Here is an 18,152-nt window from a genome sequence, read left to right on the forward strand (position 1 = left end):
TCTGCACAAGGGGACACTACCCGACCTACGCGCTTTCCGGAAAAAGCTTGTTGGAGAGCCGTATGCATAGAAATGTGCACGTACGGTTCGGTGGGGGGGCAACGGCTAACCTCTTTGTGAGGCGCACGTGCCCTACCCAACCGCTTCAATTCGTTATGGTCGAATGGTTTTAGAGAACGCTTATGGCCCTGAAACCCTCGATCTGGCGATGCCGTTTGAAGTCCAGATCTGGAACGGGACTGATTTTGAGCTGCACAGTGATGAAATTTGCTGGGCTTACAATACCGCTGATGCGGTGATAACGGACATACCTCCGAACACCTCCGTGGATGCCAATTCAGGGACAATCAATAGCGGTCGGCCTGCCGCTGGAGCGCCGATCCGTCTCACTGCGCCGGGAGAAGGTAACACCGGTAATGTTCAGGTTGAATATCCCGTGCCTCTATATTGGCAGTCTGACTTCGACGGCGACGGTGTTGAGGAAAATCCGCAAGCAACCGCGACATTCGGCGTCTATCGGGGCCACGACAGAGTGATCTACTGGCAGGAACGATAAAAAAGGGCAGGACCTGAGTCCTGCCCCAAAACATCAACGAACCCCGGCGGTTCGCCAATCGTCAGTCGTCTTCGTGTTCCGGATGGTCCATCCCCAGTTCGTTGATCTTCCGGGTCAGCGTATTCCGTCCCCAGCCCAGAAGTATTGACGCATCACGGCGTCTGCCGCCGGTGTGCTTCAGGGCGGTCTCGATCATGATTTTCTCGAACTCGGGCACGGCCGTATCGAGAATGCCTTTCTTGCCCCGCTTGAGTTCCTGTTCGGCCCAGTTTTTCAGGCCTTCCTGCCAGGTTGTCCCGGTGGTCGGTGTTTCTGCCTGGTGCAGCAATTCCGGGGGCAAGTCATCAATGTGGATCTCGCGACCGCTGGCCATGACGGTCAGCCAGCGGCAGGTGTTCTCCAGCTGGCGGACGTTGCCCGGCCAGGGCAGGGTGGTCAGGTATTCTTCCGCTTCTTCACGCAGGATCTTCGGCTCTACGGCCAGCTCTTTTGCGGCCCGTTTCAGGAAGTGCTGCATCAGGCGGGGGATGTCTTCCCGCCGCTCGGCCAGCTTTGGCAGATGCACGCGAATAACGTTCAGGCGGTGGAAGAGGTCTTCACGGAAGGTGCCCGCCTGGACCAGCTTTTCCAGATCCTGGTGCGTTGCCGCGATGATGCGCACATCCACCTTTATCGGGGTGGTGCCACCTACGCGGTAGAACTCGCCATCGGCCAGAACCCGCAATAGTCGGGTCTGGGTGTCCGCGGGCATGTCGCCGATTTCATCGAGGAAAAGGGTGCCGCCGTTGGCCTGTTCAAAACGACCCTGTCGGGCGGCGCCGGCACCGGTAAAGGCGCCTTTTTCGTGGCCAAACAGTTCGGATTCAATCAGGTCCTTTGGAATAGCGGCCATGTTCAGGGCAATGAACGGGTGGTTGGCCCTGGGGCTGTGGTTATGCAGTGCCTGAGCCACCAGCTCCTTGCCTGTGCCGCTCTCGCCGTTGATCAGCACGGTAATATTGGAGTGGGACAGCCTGCCAATGGCGCGGAAAACTTCCTGCATGGCCGGTGCTTCACCAATAATTTCGGCGTTTCGCTGGGCCATCTCGGCCTGAGGCTCACCACTGGCCCGCTTCTCGTGGCTATGGGCCACAGCGCGTTTGACCAGCGCCACGGCGTCATCCACATCGAAGGGCTTGGGAAGGTATTCAAACGCGCCGGTCTGGTAGCTGGTCACCGCGCTCTCGAGGTCCGAGTGGGCGGTCATTATGATCACGGGCACGTCCGGGTGAACGTCCACAATCTGGGAAAGCAGGGTGATGCCGTCAACGCCGGGCATGCGGATATCGCTGACGATGGCATCCGGCTGTTCGTGCTCCAGCCGCATCATGATGCTTTCACCACTGTCAAAAACTCGGGGCTGCATACCGGCCTGGTTAAGGGCGCGCTCCAGCACCCAGCGAATACTGCGGTCGTCGTCTATGATCCAGACGTTCGCCGGTTGGCTCATGGGGTGTCCTCCAGAGGCAGGAAGATGATGAAGTCGGTTCGGCCTGGTTCGCTTTCGCATTCAACCAGTCCGCGGTGTTGACCGATGATGCTCTGGGTGATGGAAAGCCCCAGACCGGTGCCACTGGCACGGCCACTGATCATCGGATAGAAAATGTTCTGCACCAGCTCCGGCGGAATTCCGGGTCCGTTGTCGATCACGTCGACCCGACACACCAGTTTGTGGCGGCGGTTGCCAATGGTGAACTGACGCAGGGTGCGGGTGCGGAAGGTAATAGTCGGCGGTTCCTCGGAACTATGCCCCGCCTGGTTTTCGAAGGCCGCTTCCATTGCGTTCCGGGCGATGTTTAGAAACGCCTGGATCAGTTGTTCCTTGTCACCCTTGAACTCCGGAATGCTGGGGTCGTAATCCCGTTTGAAATTCAGTCGCCCTTTGCTCTCAGCCTCGAGCAGTGTGCCAACTCTTTCCAGTATTTCATGGATGTTGGTCGGCGCCAGCTTCAGTGCCTTGTTGGGGCCCAGCATCCGGTCAACAAGGCTTCTGAGGCGGTCTGCCTCGTCAATGATGACCCGAGTGTATTCCCGCTGGTCTTCACTGCTGAGTTCACGATCAAGCAGCTGGGCCGCGCCACGGATGCCGCCCAGCGGATTCTTGATCTCGTGGGCCATGCCCCGCACCAGGATACGGGTGGTCTCCTGCTGGGAGATGATGTCTTCCTCACGGCTGATCCGCATCAGCCTGTCCCTGGGCTGGATTTCGATCAGCAGTTCCGTCGGCTCCAGGCTGATAGGCGTTACGGAATAATCCACAGTGAGTCGGGAGCCGCTGGCGAGCAGAAACTCGGCTTCGCGGCGAGTGTAGGATTGCCCGTTACGGACGGCGGCAAACAGGGTTTTCAGGGCGTCTTCGGACTCGACCAGAATGTCCTGGAAGGGCTGGCCCTGGCTTCGGGTCATGCTGGTTTCGAACAGGCTTTCGGCGGCCGGATTAAGATACTGAATGCTCAGATTATCCTCGAGCACCAGGACGGCCGTAGTCAGGCTGTCGAGAATGCTCTTGTATCCGTTTTGCTGGGCCGAAGGCAATGCCATGCGTGAATCCCGTTGGTTCGACAAAGTGTGACCTCCGGAGTTTTGCAAAAAGCGAACCACTTTAGCCAGGTTCACAAATGAATGAGCAAAGTGCGGGCAAAAGGGGACATTGGCGCGGAAAAGTGCCGTAAGCTGGTGCAAATGGAAAGAAAGCCTCTGATCAGTCCGGAAAATGCGCCCCGTTGCTGATCAGAGTATGGCTGCTTTTTGGTGCTATCGCACCAAAATGGTGCGGATATGTGGGCGGCTTGGCTAGTTCAGAGCGGAAGGACGGTGAACCGTGAAGGTAATCGGTGAGCCGGTTTTTACCTGAACCCCGTTTTCATCCACGATATGGACCCGGGCTTCATGGGTTCCACGAAACACGTTGTTGACGGTGATTGAGCCGGAGGTGCTTTGCCCGACAGGCTGCCCGTCCAGGGTCACTTCGTATTTGTGGCCGGGCTGGAGGCCGGGGGTGCTGCGCACCTCGAACTGGACATCGCCGCTGCCACTGTAGAACGCCTGGTTGTTATCCGGATAGGCGAAGGACAGACTTTCGTAGGCAGCGCCTTCTCGCTGAACTTCTTCACGAAGCTTTTCGGTTTCCTGCACAGCCTCTGGCTTGGGCAGGGTGATCGTCGTGACCGGCTTGACCTCTACCGCTTCAGCGCCTTCGCTGGGCTCGTCAGAATAGGTGACGTTGCCGTAGGCATCAACGTTGCGATAAACCTCGGCCGAGACCGGAATCGCCAGAAAAAACAGAAGGCCGGTAACCAATCCAGACTTTGGATTCATAAGCTCACCTGTTATTGGGTTTCCCCGATTATCGGTGGCGCCCGGGGTCTTTTCAACGTCTGCAGCCCCGGATGTTGGTTACATATCGTTAAGGGCTGCAGGCACTGTGCTTTTGCTCAAAAAAAAGCCCCGCACGAGGGCGGGGCTTGTCTGCTTTCTCTCTAAAGAGAGATATTAGCAGGAGTAGTACAGATCGAACTCGACCGGGTGAGTGGTCATGTTCAGCTTCTCGACTTCACCGCGCTTCAGATCCACGTAGCCCGCGATCATGTCCTCGGTGAATACGCCGCCACGGGTCAGGAACTCGTGGTCCGCTTCCAGGCAGTCCAGGGCTTCAGACAGGGTTTCGGCAACCTTCGGAATGCTCAGCGCCTCTTCCTTCGGCAGGTCGTACAGATCCTTGTCCATGGCATCGCCAGGGTGGATCTTGTTCTGGATGCCGTCCAGGCCGGCCATCATCAGCGCCGCGAACGCCAGGTACGGGTTGGCCGCCGGGTCAGGGAAGCGAACTTCGATACGACGCGCCTTCGGGCTGTTCACGTACGGGATACGGATGGAGGCCGAACGGTTGCGGGCGGAGTAGGCCAGCATAACCGGTGCTTCGTAGCCCGGAACCAGGCGCTTGTAGCTGTTGGTTGCCGGGTTGGTGAAGGCGTTGATGGCCTTGGCGTGCTTGATAACACCACCAACATAGTACAGTGCCGCTTCGCTCAGGCCGGCATAGCTGTCGCCTGCGAACAGGTTCTTGCCGTCTTTGCTCAGGGACATGTGTACGTGCATGCCGGAACCGTTGTCACCAACCACCGGCTTGGGCATGAAGGTGGCGGTTTTGCCGTAGGCGTGGGCCACGTTGTGTACGCAGTACTTGAGAATCTGTACTTCGTCAGCCTTGCGGGTCAGGGTGTTGGCGCCAACGCCGATTTCACACTGGCCGGCAGTACCGACTTCGTGGTGGTGTACTTCAATTTCCAGGCCCATGGATTCCATGGCGGCACACATGGCGCCACGCAGGTCGTGCAGGCTGTCCACCGGCGGAACCGGGAAGTAGCCGCCTTTAACGCCCGGGCGGTGACCGATGTTGTTGCGGTCGAAATCTTCGCCGGATACCCAGGCGGCTTCCTCAGAGTGGATATGGTAAGAAGCGCCCTGCATGTCTACATTCCACTTCACGGAATCAAACACGAAGAACTCCGGCTCCGGGCCGAACAGCGCGCCATCGGCGATGCCGGTGGACTTCAGGTATTCCTCGGCACGGCGAGCAACGGAACGCGGGTCACGCTCATAACCCTGCATGGTAGAAGGCTCTACGATGTTGCAGGTGATGTTGACAGTGGTTTCTTCGGTGAAGGGATCAAGAACGGAGGTTTCGTCGTCCGGCATCAGGATCATGTCGGATTCGTTGATGCCTTTCCAGCCCGCGATTGAGGAGCCGTCAAACATCTTGCCGTCTGCGAAAAAGTCTTCATCCACTTCGGTGGCAGGCAGTGTAACGTGCTGCTCTTTACCGCGGCTGTCGGTGAAGCGCAGGTCAACCCATTTGACTTCGTGTTCTTTGATCAAATCAACTGTCTTGGACATTGTGCATGCTCCGTAAGTTATACCGCACAGGCGGCTGTATTCATGTTCGTGGTGCCGGATCGCCCGGATAAACGGGTTCCGATCTGTTTCTCAGGTTCGCGCAGCTTAGCAAATGCCGTTGCGTCTTACCTGCAAATTTCGGCTGATTTCGATAAAGCAAGGCGCTTGCCAATTTTTAGGGCATGCTCCAGAACAGCGCAACTGCAAGGGTTTGGGGCATGTTCACGAGAAATTAGTAGCTCTGGGCTGGTCGCTTGCACTTAATTGGTGCACCGCGTTGGTGCATTTATTGGCTATGCGCCCTAAATGAGTGCGAGTGCTTAGTGTAGAGAATAGGCGTTTTTCTTCATATTAACGACACAGACTTTTCGCTATACTGCGCGCCGCTTCATTTTTTACCCTGTCATTTCTTGATCGTGGATCGGAAAGCACCATGCAGGGTGCCGGGCAGCCAGCTCCGGTGAATGAGTTCATTTTACGGATTTGAGACGGCATGTGCTGGGATTCTCCCTGCGATAGACCTTCTCAGGTCATTGAGTGCATGCCGCAGGAATATTTTTGTGATTGAAAAACTTCGTAATATCGCCATCATCGCCCACGTTGACCATGGTAAGACTACCCTCGTAGACCAGCTCTTGCGCCAATCCGGCACCCTGGATCGGAAGGAGCTCGATAGCGAGCGGGTCATGGATTCCAACGATCAGGAAAAAGAACGGGGCATTACCATTCTGGCCAAGAACACGGCCCTGAAATGGAACGACTACGATATCAATATTGTGGACACCCCGGGCCACGCTGATTTCGGCGGTGAGGTTGAGCGAGTCATGAGCATGGTCGATTGCGTGCTGCTGGTGGTTGATTCCATTGACGGCCCCATGCCTCAGACCCGGTTTGTTACCCAGAAGGCATTTGCCGCGGGCCTGCGCCCGATCGTCGTGGTTAACAAGATTGACCGTCCCGGCGCTCGTCCAGACTGGGTCGTGGACCAGGTATTCGACCTGTTTGACAACCTGGGAGCCACTGATGAGCAGCTGGACTTCCCGATTGTGTTTGCCAGCGCTCTGAACGGCATTGCCGGGATGGATCACGAAAACCTGGATGACAACATGGATGCCGTGTTCCAGGCGATTGTTGACCACGTGCCGGCGCCGAACGTGGATCCGGATGGCCCGTTCCAGATGCAGATCTCCCAGCTGGACTACAACAGCTTCCTCGGTGTGATCGGTATTGGTCGTATCATGCGCGGTAAGGTCAAGACCAATTCGCCGGTAACCGCCATTGGCGCCAACGGCAAGAAGCGTAACGGCCGTATCCTCAAGATCATGGGACATTCCGGTCTTCAGCGTGTTGAAGTCGAAGAAGCTCAGGCTGGCGACATCGTCTGTGTCAGTGGCATGGACGAGCTGTTTATCTCTGACACTCTTTGTGATCAGGCCAACGTTGAAGCTCTGCCGGCACTGACGGTGGATGAGCCGACCGTGTCCATGACCTTCCAGGTCAACGATTCGCCTTTTGCCGGCAAGGAAGGCAAGTACGTCACCAGCCGGAACATCAAGGAGCGCCTTGAAAAGGAGCTGCTGCACAATGTGGCGCTGCGTGTTGAAGAGGGCGACTCCGCGGACAAGTTCAAGGTATCCGGTCGTGGCGAGTTGCATCTGTCTGTACTGATTGAAAACATGCGTCGCGAGAACTTTGAGCTGGCGGTTGGTCGTCCGGAAGTTGTTATCCGCGAAGTTGACGGCGTGAAGCAGGAGCCTTACGAGAACGTCATTGTTGATATCGAGGAGCAGCATCAGGGTGCCGTCATGGAGCAAATGGGGCTGCGTAAAGGCGACCTGACCAATATGGTTCCGGATGGCAAGGGCCGGATGCGTTTGGACTATACCATTCCAGCCCGGGGCCTGATTGGTTTCCGGAACACCTTCCTTACCATGACTTCAGGCACTGGCATTCTGACTTCGACTTTCAGCCACTACGGCCCGATCAAAGTTGGCGATGTAACCAGTCGCCAGAACGGTGTCATCGTTTCTATGGCTACGGGTACCGCTTTTACCTACTCTCTGGAAACCCTGCAGAGCCGTGGCAAGCTGTTCCTGGATCCGGGGCAGGAAATTTATGAAGGGCAGTTGTGTGGTATTCACAGCCGGGACAACGACCTGGTGGTCAACCCCACCAAGGCCAAAAAGCTCGACAACATGCGGGCCTCTGGCAAGGATGAAGTCATTGGTCTCGTGCCGCCGATCAAGTTCACCCTTGAGCAGGCGCTTGAGTTTATTGATGACGACGAGCTGGTTGAGGTAACGCCGAAGTCCATCCGGCTGCGCAAGAAACTTCTGACCGAAAACGAGCGCAAGCGCGCCAACAAGAAGTAACCGCCCGGCTCTTATCGAGCATGGGTAACAAGGGCTGGATGAATCTTTCATCTGGCCCTTTTTTTATGGTGTTAAGCTAAACTCCGGTTAAATCCTTCACGCGGAGCGTTTCATGCTCACCCTCTACCCGGAAATCAAGCCCAATGCCCAGCATCGCATAGCCGTTGATCCTCCCCATGAACTCTACGTTGAGGAAAGCGGGAACCCGGACGGGATACCTGTCCTGGTGGTCCACGGCGGCCCCGGTGGCGGCTGTGAAGACTACCATCGGCGCTTTTTCGACGCTGAGAGATTCCGGATCATTCTGATGGATCAGCGCGGCGCCGGGCGGTCCAGCCCCCTGGCAGAGCTCGAAGGCAACAGCACGGACAAGCTGGTTGAAGACATGGAAGTGGTACGTTCGTTTCTCGGTATCGACAAGTGGCTTCTATTTGGTGGCAGTTGGGGGGCGACTCTCAGCCTGGTATACGCCGAGGCCCATCCGGAAAGGGTGTCGGGACTGGTTCTTCGTGGGATTTTTCTCTGTCGGCCGCGGGATATTCACTGGTTTTATCAGGAGGGGGCGAGCCGGGTGTTCCCGGATTACTGGTCTGACTTCGAGGCGCAGATTCCGGAAGCCGACCGGGCTGACATGGTTTCGGCCTACTATCGCAAGCTGACCAGTTCCAACGAGCTGGAGCAGATCCAGGCGGCCAAGGCCTGGTCGGTCTGGGAGGGCAGGTGTGCGACGCTGCACCCGAACCCGAGGGTCGTTGAGCACTTTGGCCATCCTCATGTGGCCATCGCCCTGGCCCGCATTGAATGCCACTATTTCATGAATTCGGCCTTTCTCGAGCCGGACCAGATCATTCGCGATGCAGGCCGCCTGGCGGACATTCCCGGAATAATCGTCCACGGCAGATACGATATGGTCTGCCCTCTGGAGAATGCGCTGGCACTCAGCAAGGCCTGGCCGGAAGCGGAATTCCAGATCATTCGCGACGCCGGCCACTCGGCTTCCGAGCCGGCGATTGTTGATGCCCTCATCCGCGGTGTTGAGTCCGTTGTCGCGAAAACTGAAAAAAGTGCTGGCTGAATCCCGTTTTCAGGGTTGCGGCCCGTAATGGCCACGGATACACTCTTGCCCGATCTTAATGTTCGCCTGTTCAAACGTCCTCAAGGCAGTGAATGAAAGGATTGATCCAGCGAGTGTCGCAAGCCAGTGTTACCGTGGACGGTGAGCAGATAGCCTCGATCGACACAGGCCTTTTGCTGTTGCTGGGTGTGGAAAAGGGAGATAGCGAGCACGAGGCAAGGGAGCTTTGCCGAAAAATCCTCACTTATCGTGTGTTTCCCGATGAGACTGGCCGGATGAATCGTAGCCTGCTGGATATCGGTGGTTCCCTTCTTGTTGTTTCCCAGTTTACTTTGGCGGCGGATACGTCCTCCGGAACCAGGCCGGGCTTCTCTCTTGCAGCGGGGCCGGATGCCGCCAACACGCTGTATGAACGGTTTGTGGTAGAAGCACGTTCCGGTTTGGGGCCGGAAAAGGTGGGTGAGGGCAGATTTGGCGCAGATATGAAGGTCGGGTTGGTGAATGACGGGCCCGTCACGTTCATGCTCGAGACTCGATAACAGAGTGTATAAGTATTTGCGCTATTGTAGTGCGCGGGTGGTCATGCCGGCCTTTAATGGTGCGGAAATGTCCTCGGAGTCGTTGCGATCCAAGGGTTTTTTCAGTCTAAGTTTTGTTGATAAGGGGTTTGTTAAAATCTGGCCTCGGATTTGATATGCAACTGTAACGCAGCTCACGAGCACAAAATTGCATAAATGATTGCGTTTCTGGTGCCAAAAGAGCTAAAAACGCACTGCAGTTAATTTGCAAAATGAGAATGATTGTATTAAAGCATTTTCATCATCCAGAACTTTAAGAAAGTTCGATAAGTGATTGAGCTGTATAGATCTGGAATCTGCAAGATTTATTCGAAAAAGAAGAAAAGTTACTCCTTTGTCATAAAACTGACATAGGGTGATGCAGAATCGGCCTCATCCAGCCTGACTGGTGAAGCCTTACAAAATCGGGATAAGAACCCGTCGCTAAAACCTGAGTTAACTCAAAAAGGAAGGCGCAACATGAAAAAAACGCTCCTCGCATCTGCTATCGCAGTCGCAACGTTCTCTGGCTCCGCGCTGGCCCAGGAAACCATGTCTGCTTCCGAGCTGGCAGCCAAAATGGATTCCATGCCGACCGTGTAAGGTAACATCCAGTACGTTCTGTACCATGACAGCGTCAAAGGCGGAAGCTCTGAAGTTGAGCACGCTGACAACGGTTCCACCATCGGTGTTTAGCACGACCACGAATTCGCCCCTGGCTGACGACGCCAACGACACTGAAACTTCTACCGTAACCTTCCAGGCTCTGCACAACCTGTCTGACCACATGTATGTGTACTTCGAAGGCTACCTCGGTGGCGGTGACGACGGTGTATACGGCGTTGCTGACGAAAGCGAGCGTTCTATCGCTTCCGTTGGTGGTGTTTACTACTTCTGATCAGCCAATCGGCTAATCCTGTAGTATGAAAACCGGCGACCTCAGGGTCGCCGGTTTTTTGCGTTTATGAATCCCGAAAAATAAGGCATTGGCATGGCAACCGAACTGGAAATCAAGCTCAGTGTTTCTGAGGCCGCACAGGCACAGGCTTTAAAGTGGCTTTCCTCACTTCCTGAAGTCCGAGCTGGAAAAACCAAATCCCTGATCAATCACTATTTCGACACGCCCAATGCCGATCTGAATCGAGCCAAAGCTGCGCTGAGGGTTCGCAAAGCAGGTGATGACTATATCCAGACCCTGAAAACCCGGGGCGAATTCGTTGATGGCGCCCACCGACGCGAGGAGTGGGAGTGGCCTGTATCCAGTCCTGAACTGGCTTTGTCGTTACTGGAAGACACACCGCTGAATGCCGGGTTGGACCTCAGCCGGCTCCAGATTGTGTTTGAAACCAACTTTCAGCGCCAGGTGCTCTGGCTGGAAGAAGGGCAGACTTCCATTGAGATAGCAGTCGATTCCGGCACTGTGGCCGGCAATGATGCCAGGTGGCCGCTCCACGAGGTGGAGTTTGAGCTCAAGAGTGGGGACGACAGCAAGCTGGTGGCTTGGGCGCTCGAGCTGGCCAGGGAAGTGCCGGTTTTCCTGAATCTGGTCAGTAAGGCCGAGCAGGGCTATTTTCTGGCGGGCCTGTATCACCCGGAGCCGGCGCGTAAAAGCGAGGCGCTTTCCATTACCGAATTCCTTCAGGCCTTGAGTGTCTGTTGGTTGCTGGATCAGCCGTTTCCTGCACAGGAATACGACCTGTCGCGCGTCGCAAATGCGGCTGGCGCCGCAGGGTGCGGTGAACTCTGGGAGTGTGTGATGTCTGATCTGGCCACGGGCGCTGCAATTCGTGATCTCGCTGAAGGCTCCACGACGTTGGGTGTCCTCCAGTTACAGCTTGCCACTGCCGGTCAGTAATCGCCGGTTTCCTGATCCGCGGAATGGGCGCGCCACTGCTTCAGGAATGCCCGGTACCGCTCCAGTGCTTCCTGCACCACAGAGACCTCCGGTGTTTCAGAAGATTTAACCAGTACTATCAGCCCCTTGCCTTCGATTTCTTCGTTGGTTGGCGGATGACAGATAACCTCGTCATCTTCATCAATGTAGGCGAGAGCGGTGCCAATGCCATGGCGTACCAGAGCGCTTACGATGTCGGCCCAATTCAGGTCGTCCAGCTGCAAGTCATAACGATGAGGGTGGTCATGCTCGTAGTTGAACATATCTTCCAGCACTTTCTCGGAACCGGGTGCAACCACAGAACGAACCATAATCTCCGGGTATGTTCTCACTGGGCGGAGCACAATGCGCACTCCGAGGGATTTGAAGCGCCCACGGTTCTGGTCGTTTACACACTCGACAATGGTGCGATGGCCCAGATTGATTTCTGTGAGGCGGTGGGCAATATCGAACGTCAGGCTGTCTGAAAATGGGTCCGCTTCGTCTGCGGCCAGCACAATGATATGCCTCGCGCTGCCTGCATGGACGGCCTTCAGCGCCTCTGGATCAAAGCCTGCTCCGTGGTGATGCACCACCCCGATGTCCGAGAGCTCGGTGGGTAGCCCCATTGGAAACTTCCGGGTCAGAATCATGATTGGAATGGTTTCGTACCCTGGAATCTCCCGAATCTGGGAAGCAAATCTCATAAAATACTGGTCGCCGCCGTGCTGGGGCGTGTTAATGATGATGATGTGGTTATTCATTTTATAGATCCACCTTCCCGACAAAATACGTTCCCGGCGGTAGAACCGGTATTCGATATAGTCGCTGACGATCAGTGTCAGCAGCGTAATTGAGGAGATAAACATCAGCACAATGGTGCTGAACCGCCCGATCATCGTCTGGGGTGCGTAATCGCCATAGCCGACCGTTACCAGCGTGGTCATGGTCAGCCAGGCGGCTTCGAATAGTTCCAGGTCCTCGACCGCCCAGATGATCAGGACCTGCACCAATAGCAGTGTTCCCAGGATCGCAAAGAGGCGCTTCATCCGGCTCCGAATCATCCCGCCCATGGGCAGGTGAGTTTGCTGATGCTCCGGATTCAGTGGGCGGCGGTTTCGTTGCATCCGTGTCTGCGGCCTGTTCAGTTGCGGGTAAGTTCGTTATACAGTACCCGAAATATAACAGAGAGACAGGGGTTTGCATTATGTCCGAGCCATGGCACAGCCTTCCGAAACCGCTGGCGGATGATGTCGCCGGGTGCTGGGAATCAGTGTTCCCGGAAGGGGTTCCGGCCTGGTTGACCTCACCGGAGGGTATGGATGACACCTTAGTGGCTACGGCGATCTCCCGCAGTTTGTTCCTTCGCCAGACTCTGGAACGCCATGCCGATCAGGTAGAGGCATTGATGGCCTCTCGTTCGTTGTCTGAGCCAACCACTCCGGATTATCTGGAAAGTCGATGGCAAGAGTATCTCTCTGAAGTTGATGGTGAGCCTGGCCTGCACTCGGCCCTCAGACAATTCCGCATGGAGACCCAGTTCCGGATTATATGGCGGGATCTGATGCGATGGGCAGACCTGGCTGAGACCATGTCGGCGACGAGTGTATTTGCCGATATCTGTATTGATGGAGCGCTCAGCTGGCTATACCAGGACGCCTGCGAGCAATACGGTACGCCTCGAGGGGCTGACCCGGTAACCGGCCAGGAAACCGACCAGAAAATGGTGGTTCTGGGTATGGGTAAGCTGGGTGGTCGGGAGCTGAACGTCTCCTCGGACATTGATCTTATCTTTGCCTTTCCGAGCAAGGGGGAAACCGTTGGCGGGCGGCGCTCACTGGATAATCAGCAGTTCTTCGTTCGCCTTGGCCAGCGGCTGATCCAGGCTCTGGACCAGATTACGGCAGATGGTTTTGTGTTCCGGGTGGACATGCGTCTCCGGCCTTATGGCCAGAGTGGCGCGCTGGCGCTGAGTTTTGCTGCTCTGGAAACCTACTATCAGGACCAGGGGCGGGACTGGGAGCGATATGCCATGGTCAAGGCCCGTGTGGTCGCCGGCGATCAGAGGGCGGGGAAGGTTCTCATGGAAAGCCTGCGCCCCTTTGTCTATCGGAAGTATATCGATTTCAGCGCTTTTGAATCCCTTCGCAGCATGAAAGCCATGATCGGCCGCGAAGTACGCCGCAAGGGACTGGAAAACAATATCAAGCTCGGCAGCGGCGGTATCCGTGAGATTGAGTTTGTGGTTCAGGCATTCCAGCTCATTCGCGGTGGCCGGGACAGGGAGCTTCAGCAGCGGGAGCTGCTGGTCATCCTGAAAGAGCTGGAAGAGCTCGAGCTGTTGCCGTCGCCGGTGGTTGGTGAGCTTCGCGACGCCTATGTGTTTCTCAGAAACCTGGAGCATGCGCTCCAGGGTATGGAAGACAAGCAAACCCAGTTGCTGCCGGAAGATGAGCTGTCCCGGGCACGGGTCGCCACAATTATGGATTTCGAGAACTGGCAGGCGTGCGAACAGTGCCTCAGAGAACACCGGGAGCGGGTCGCCACGCATTTTTCCAACATTATTACCACGGAAGATGACGAAGATGAGGGGCAGGGGGCCCTCGAAGAAGGGTGGTTCGAGCTCTGGCTTTCCGAAATGGAAGAGGCGGCCGCCGCCGACTGGCTCAAATCACGGGGCTATGAAGACCCCGGTGCTACGTTGGCGGAGCTGGCTGAACTTCGTGAAAACAGGACTGTTCAGAATCTACAGACCCAGGGGCGCCGGCGACTCAATCAGTTCATGCCCATGCTGCTTGAGGCGCTCACCCAGGTTGATAACCCGTCCGAGACCCTGTCCAGGGTGTTGCAGCTGGTGGAAGCCATACTGCGTCGCACGGCCTACATGGTGTTGCTGCTGGAAAATCCGGGCGCCTGTACCCAACTGGTGCGGTTGTGCAGTGAGAGCCCCTGGATTGCCAGGCAGCTGGCGGAAACACCGCTCCTGCTGGATGAGCTGTTGAACGCCGAGAGCCTGTACAGCCCACCCGCGAAAGCAGAATTGCAGGATGATTTGCGCCAGCAGATGCTTCGGATTCCGTTTGAGGATCTGGAAGAGCAGATGGAGTCACTGCGGCATTTCAAGAAAGCCCATATCCTGCGGGTTGCGGCGTCCGAACTGAAAGGCACATTACCGTTGATGAAGGTCAGTGACTACCTCACCTGGATCGCCGAGGTTGTTCTGGATCATGTGGTGGACGTAGCCTTCGCCAACCTGGTCAGCCGCCACGGCTATCCGCGCCGGGAAGATGGCTCCGCCTGTGAAACCGATTTTGCCATCATTGGCTATGGCAAGCTGGGCGGGATCGAACTGGGCTATACCTCCGATCTTGACCTGGTGTTTGTGCACAAAGCTGATCCGGAGCTGGCCACCGACGGTGAAAAGCCCATCGACAATGCGGTTTTTTACACGCGGCTTGGGCAAAGGATCGTCCACATCCTCAACACCCAGACGCCCTCGGGGCAGCTTTATGAGGTTGATATGCGCTTGAGGCCGTCCGGTAACTCCGGGCTGCTGGTCAGTACTCTGCAGGCCTTCGAAAAATATCAGCGCGAGGACGCCTGGACCTGGGAGCATCAGGCGCTTGCCCGGGCCCGGGGTGTTGCCGGATGCACGGAGACCCTTGAAGCTTTTGAATCCATACGCCACGAGATCCTTTGTCAGCCCCGTGACCGTGAGAAACTCCGGAACGAGGTGGTCGAAATGAGGGAGAAGATGCGGGCCAGTCTGGCCACGCCGGAAAGCCGGCAGGACGAGGTGTTTCATATCAAGCATGATACCGGCGGCATCGTTGATATCGAGTTTATCGTCCAGTACCTGATGCTGGCGTGGTCCGCTGAGCACCCGGAGCTGACCCAGTGGTCCGATAACATTCGCCAGATGGAGGAGCTGGGGCGCGCCGGGGTGATGGCGGTCGAAGATGCCGAAAAACTCAGGGAAACCTTCATCGCCCTGCGTTCCACGATTCACCGGCGGGCGCTTCAGAACCTCAATAGTCAGGTGGAGGGTGATGCCTTCTCACAAGAGCGTGACTACATCCGCGCCATGTGGAAAAAAGTGATGATTGAGGCCTGAGGCAAATTCAATTCCGGCAGATTTTCCTGCTAGAATGCCGGTTCCCCCGAAAAACGCTTTTTTAGGAGCAATGAAGAATGTCGATGGCTGATCGCGATGGCGTTATCTGGATGGATGGTGAAATGGTTCCCTGGCGGGATGCCAAGACCCACGTCCTGACTCACACCCTGCATTACGGCCTGGGCTGTTTTGAAGGTGTGCGGGCCTACAACACCGCGAATGGCCCGGCCATTTTCCGCCTGAAAGAGCACACGGATCGTCTTTTCCGTTCCGCCCACATCCTGAACATGAAAATGCCGTTCAGTAAGGACGAGATCAACGAAGCCCAGCGTGCGGCGATCCGGGAAAACAATCTTGACGAAGCCTACCTGCGCCCAATGGCGTTTCTCGGTTCCGAGGGTATGGGGCTCAGGGCTGATAACCTGAAGGTGCACGTAATGGTTGCGGCCTGGAGCTGGCCTTCCTACATGTCACCGGAAGCGAAGGAAATGGGGATCAAGGTGCGCACGTCCTCCTACACGCGTCACCACGTCAATATCACCATGTGCAAGGCCAAGGCGAACGGCAACTACATTAACTCGATGCTGGCCCTGAACGAGGCCATTTCCGGTGGTGCCGAGGAAGCCCTGCTGCTGGACAACGAAGGTTACGTTGCCGAAGGCTCCGGAGAAAACATTTTCATCATGCGTGATGGTGTGCTGCATACGCCTGAACTCACCTCCTGCCTGGAGGGTATTACCCGTGCCACGATCATGGATTTTGCGCGCGAGCTCAACATTCCGATCAAGGAGCGCCGGATTACCCGCGATGAGGTCTACATCGCCGATGAAGCCTTCTTCACAGGCACAGCGGCCGAGGTGCTGCCGATCCGCGAACTGGATGGCCGTGTGATCGGTGCCGGCAAGCGTGGCCCGGTGACCGAGAAGCTTCAGGCTATGTACTTTGATGCAGTCAAGGGCAAGCTGGCTGAGCACAGCGGTTGGCTGACGCACGTTAAAGGCTGATTCCAGAATAATTACAGGCCGCCGTTTGCTGTTTCAGCCCGGCGGCTTTGTTGTTTAACACACCCTGTTTACTGGCGGGACGAGCAAATGGCAGACGTTATCAAGGTACCGGTATCTTTTGGCGAGGTGCTGGACAAAATCACCATTCTCGAAATCAAGTCCGAGCGCATCAAGGATGAAACGAAGGTCAAGAATGTCCGGCTTGAGCTTGATGAGCTGAGCGCTACCTGGGACGAGGCGGTAAAGGACAAGGCTGCTGAAATCGCCGATCTCCGCAAGCAGCTGAAAGCGGTCAACGAAGAGCTGTGGGTGATTGAAGACGATATTCGGGATCAGGAAGCCGCCCAGGACTTTGGCGCGAGATTTATTGAGCTGGCACGCGCTGTATACGTCACCAATGACAAGCGCGCTGCGATCAAAAAAGAGGTCAACCTGGCCCTGGGGTCTCGTTTCGTGGAAGAGAAGTCCTACCAGGACTACACCGCACGGAAGTGAAATTTTGGGTCAGATGAACGCTTTCATCTGACCCAGCTTTCAGCTTTGGCCACCGGGTTAACTTCAACCCAACGATCCAGCATATTCGTGGCATCTGCAACCGTGATCAGGTCCATCGCCCCCTCGAACTCTGCTTTCGCCCCCCACCGGGCCTGTTCCACCGTTTTGCCGGTAAACTTCTCCAGTGCTTCAGGATACCGGTTCACACACCAGTCCAGAGAATTATAGGGCCCGGAGCGGTAAGGATTGCTTGCGGCAAACAACCCAAGGACATCGGTGCCCACCGCACTGGCGATATGTGCCGGCCCAGTATCGGGCGCTACCACGAGGTCGGCATGGGTCATTAACGCTGTCAGTTGCTTCAGGGTGTCCTTGCCGCAGATGTTGTGCGCTTTTTCCTTCATTGCGGCTTCGATGGCGGCGCAGTACTCGGCCTCGAACGGGGCGGGGCTGCCCACCAGAATCACCTTCATACCGTGCTTCTGAATCGCGTGATCAGCCAGCTGTGCGTAACGCTCAGCGGGCCAGTTACGCAGTGTGTGGCTGGCACACGGACTTATTACAAGGTTCTTGCGGTCATTAGCCAGTTGCTCGCGCGCAAACTCATGGTCTGAATCCTTCAACGGAATCTGCCAGCGCGGCGGCGCGGCCTTGAGGTCCAAAGGTTCGAGGAAGCTGGCAAGGCAGTCTCGCACGTGCTGCTTCGGTGCCGGTTTGATCCGGTGGTTGATAAACAGGCTGTGCAGATCCTTGCTGCGGGCCTTGTCATAGCCAATTCTGACTCTGGCCGGAATGCAGGCAGCGGCGAGGTTGGCTCGGAAAGCCACCTGCATGTGAAGCAGCGCGTCAAACTTGCGATCCGTCATTTGTCTGCGAAGCTCAGCGTAGCCTTTGCGACCAGTCTTTTTGTCGAAAATAATGAACTCAACGCCGGGCAGATCGCCAACCAGCTTGGCTTCGATCTTGCCGATAACCCAGGTAATCTTCACGCCGGGAAGCTGCTCCTGGAGGCTCAGTACGACAGGTATTACGTGAGTCACGTCGCCGATGGCGGACAGGCGAAGAATGCAGATGGAGTTCATCAGATATTGATCCGGTTCAGGTTGTGGCCTGGTGCTGTGGAGCTTTGTCGGCAATCATTGGTAAACTGGCCGTCATTCTAACTTACTCG

16 protein-coding genes are annotated in these 18,152 nt (G+C 56.3%); 10 read left to right on the forward strand and 6 right to left on the reverse strand.

Annotated elements, in window-relative coordinates:
- The first annotated feature begins 127 nt into the window (after positions 1–127).
- On the forward strand, positions 128–556 hold the full coding sequence (locus tag AC13E3_RS04240) for a DUF6701 domain-containing protein (RefSeq protein WP_139216055.1): 429 nt from the start codon (positions 128–130) through the stop codon (positions 554–556).
- Positions 557–617: 61 nt separating this feature from the next.
- Here AC13E3_RS04240 and ntrC read toward each other — a convergent pair whose 3' ends face one another.
- The 4 genes from ntrC to glnA all read right to left on the reverse strand — a co-directional run bounded on the left by ntrC (position 618) and on the right by glnA (position 5,491).
- Positions 618–2,045: a nitrogen regulation protein NR(I) gene (ntrC, locus tag AC13E3_RS04245; protein ID WP_014575986.1), complete on the reverse strand. Its 1,428-nt coding sequence runs from the start codon at positions 2,043–2,045 to the stop codon at positions 618–620.
- The gene (gene glnL, locus AC13E3_RS04250) at positions 2,042–3,136 is read right to left on the reverse strand and encodes a nitrogen regulation protein NR(II) (protein WP_053114311.1); all 1,095 of its coding nucleotides are present in this window, start codon (positions 3,134–3,136) and stop codon (positions 2,042–2,044) included. Before glnL ends, ntrC begins: the two co-directional genes overlap by 4 nt.
- Positions 3,137–3,388: 252 nt before the next feature.
- Positions 3,389–3,913, reverse strand: coding sequence for a DUF4124 domain-containing protein (locus tag AC13E3_RS04255; RefSeq protein WP_053114314.1), 525 nt, complete (start codon positions 3,911–3,913; stop codon positions 3,389–3,391).
- A gap of 174 nt (positions 3,914–4,087) precedes the next feature.
- Complete coding sequence (gene glnA, locus AC13E3_RS04260) at positions 4,088–5,491, reverse strand: glutamate--ammonia ligase (protein WP_053114316.1); 1,404 nt, start codon at positions 5,489–5,491, stop codon at positions 4,088–4,090.
- Between the two features lie 560 nt (positions 5,492–6,051).
- Here glnA and typA point away from each other — a divergent pair.
- The 6 genes from typA (at position 6,052) to AC13E3_RS04290 (ending at position 11,350) form a co-directional block, all read left to right on the forward strand.
- Positions 6,052–7,863, forward strand: a complete 1,812-nt coding sequence (gene typA, locus AC13E3_RS04265) for a translational GTPase TypA (protein ID WP_008170894.1) — start codon at positions 6,052–6,054, stop codon at positions 7,861–7,863.
- A gap of 112 nt (positions 7,864–7,975) precedes the next feature.
- Entirely contained in the window at positions 7,976–8,938 is a 963-nt protein-coding gene (gene pip, locus AC13E3_RS04270) for a prolyl aminopeptidase (RefSeq protein ID WP_008170892.1), read from the forward strand.
- Between the two features lie 92 nt (positions 8,939–9,030).
- Positions 9,031–9,477, forward strand: coding sequence for a D-aminoacyl-tRNA deacylase (gene dtd, locus AC13E3_RS04275; RefSeq protein ID WP_039881843.1), 447 nt, complete (start codon positions 9,031–9,033; stop codon positions 9,475–9,477).
- Positions 9,478–9,975: 498 nt separating this feature from the next.
- Positions 9,976–10,098, forward strand: coding sequence for a hypothetical protein (locus AC13E3_RS04280; protein WP_008170889.1), 123 nt, complete (start codon positions 9,976–9,978; stop codon positions 10,096–10,098).
- Between the two features lie 25 nt (positions 10,099–10,123).
- Positions 10,124–10,393 (forward strand): hypothetical protein, encoded by a 270-nt coding sequence (locus AC13E3_RS04285; protein ID WP_008170887.1) that lies wholly within the window; start codon positions 10,124–10,126, stop codon positions 10,391–10,393.
- 93 nt (positions 10,394–10,486) lie between these two features.
- Positions 10,487–11,350, forward strand: coding sequence for a CYTH domain-containing protein (locus AC13E3_RS04290; RefSeq protein ID WP_008170885.1), 864 nt, complete (start codon positions 10,487–10,489; stop codon positions 11,348–11,350).
- Here AC13E3_RS04290 and AC13E3_RS04295 read toward each other — a convergent pair.
- Positions 11,344–12,495 carry an ion channel gene (locus AC13E3_RS04295; RefSeq protein WP_008170884.1) on the reverse strand — a complete coding sequence of 384 codons (1,152 nt, stop codon included), beginning with the start codon at positions 12,493–12,495 and terminating at the stop codon, positions 11,344–11,346. The genes AC13E3_RS04290 and AC13E3_RS04295 overlap by 7 nt on opposite strands.
- 80 nt (positions 12,496–12,575) lie before the next feature.
- Here AC13E3_RS04295 and glnE point away from each other — a divergent pair, with 80 nt between their 5' ends.
- The 3 genes from glnE (at position 12,576) to AC13E3_RS04310 (ending at position 16,981) form a co-directional block, all read left to right on the forward strand.
- Positions 12,576–15,482 (forward strand): bifunctional [glutamate--ammonia ligase]-adenylyl-L-tyrosine phosphorylase/[glutamate--ammonia-ligase] adenylyltransferase, encoded by a 2,907-nt coding sequence (gene glnE, locus AC13E3_RS04300; RefSeq protein ID WP_482901749.1) that lies wholly within the window; start codon positions 12,576–12,578, stop codon positions 15,480–15,482.
- A 77-nt stretch (positions 15,483–15,559) separates the two neighbouring features.
- A complete protein-coding gene (locus AC13E3_RS04305) occupies positions 15,560–16,486 on the forward strand; it encodes a branched-chain amino acid transaminase (protein ID WP_092032917.1) in 927 nt (308 codons plus the stop codon).
- 87 nt (positions 16,487–16,573) lie between these two features.
- Positions 16,574–16,981: a DUF6165 family protein gene (locus AC13E3_RS04310; RefSeq protein WP_008170872.1), complete on the forward strand. Its 408-nt coding sequence runs from the start codon at positions 16,574–16,576 to the stop codon at positions 16,979–16,981.
- Between the two features lie 23 nt (positions 16,982–17,004).
- Here AC13E3_RS04310 and AC13E3_RS04315 read toward each other — a convergent pair whose 3' ends face one another.
- Positions 17,005–18,063, reverse strand: a complete 1,059-nt coding sequence (locus AC13E3_RS04315) for a glycosyltransferase family 9 protein (protein ID WP_008170871.1) — start codon at positions 18,061–18,063, stop codon at positions 17,005–17,007.
- Positions 18,064–18,152: the final 89 nt, after the last annotated feature.

This window comes from Marinobacter sp. L-80 (genome assembly GCF_056859395.1).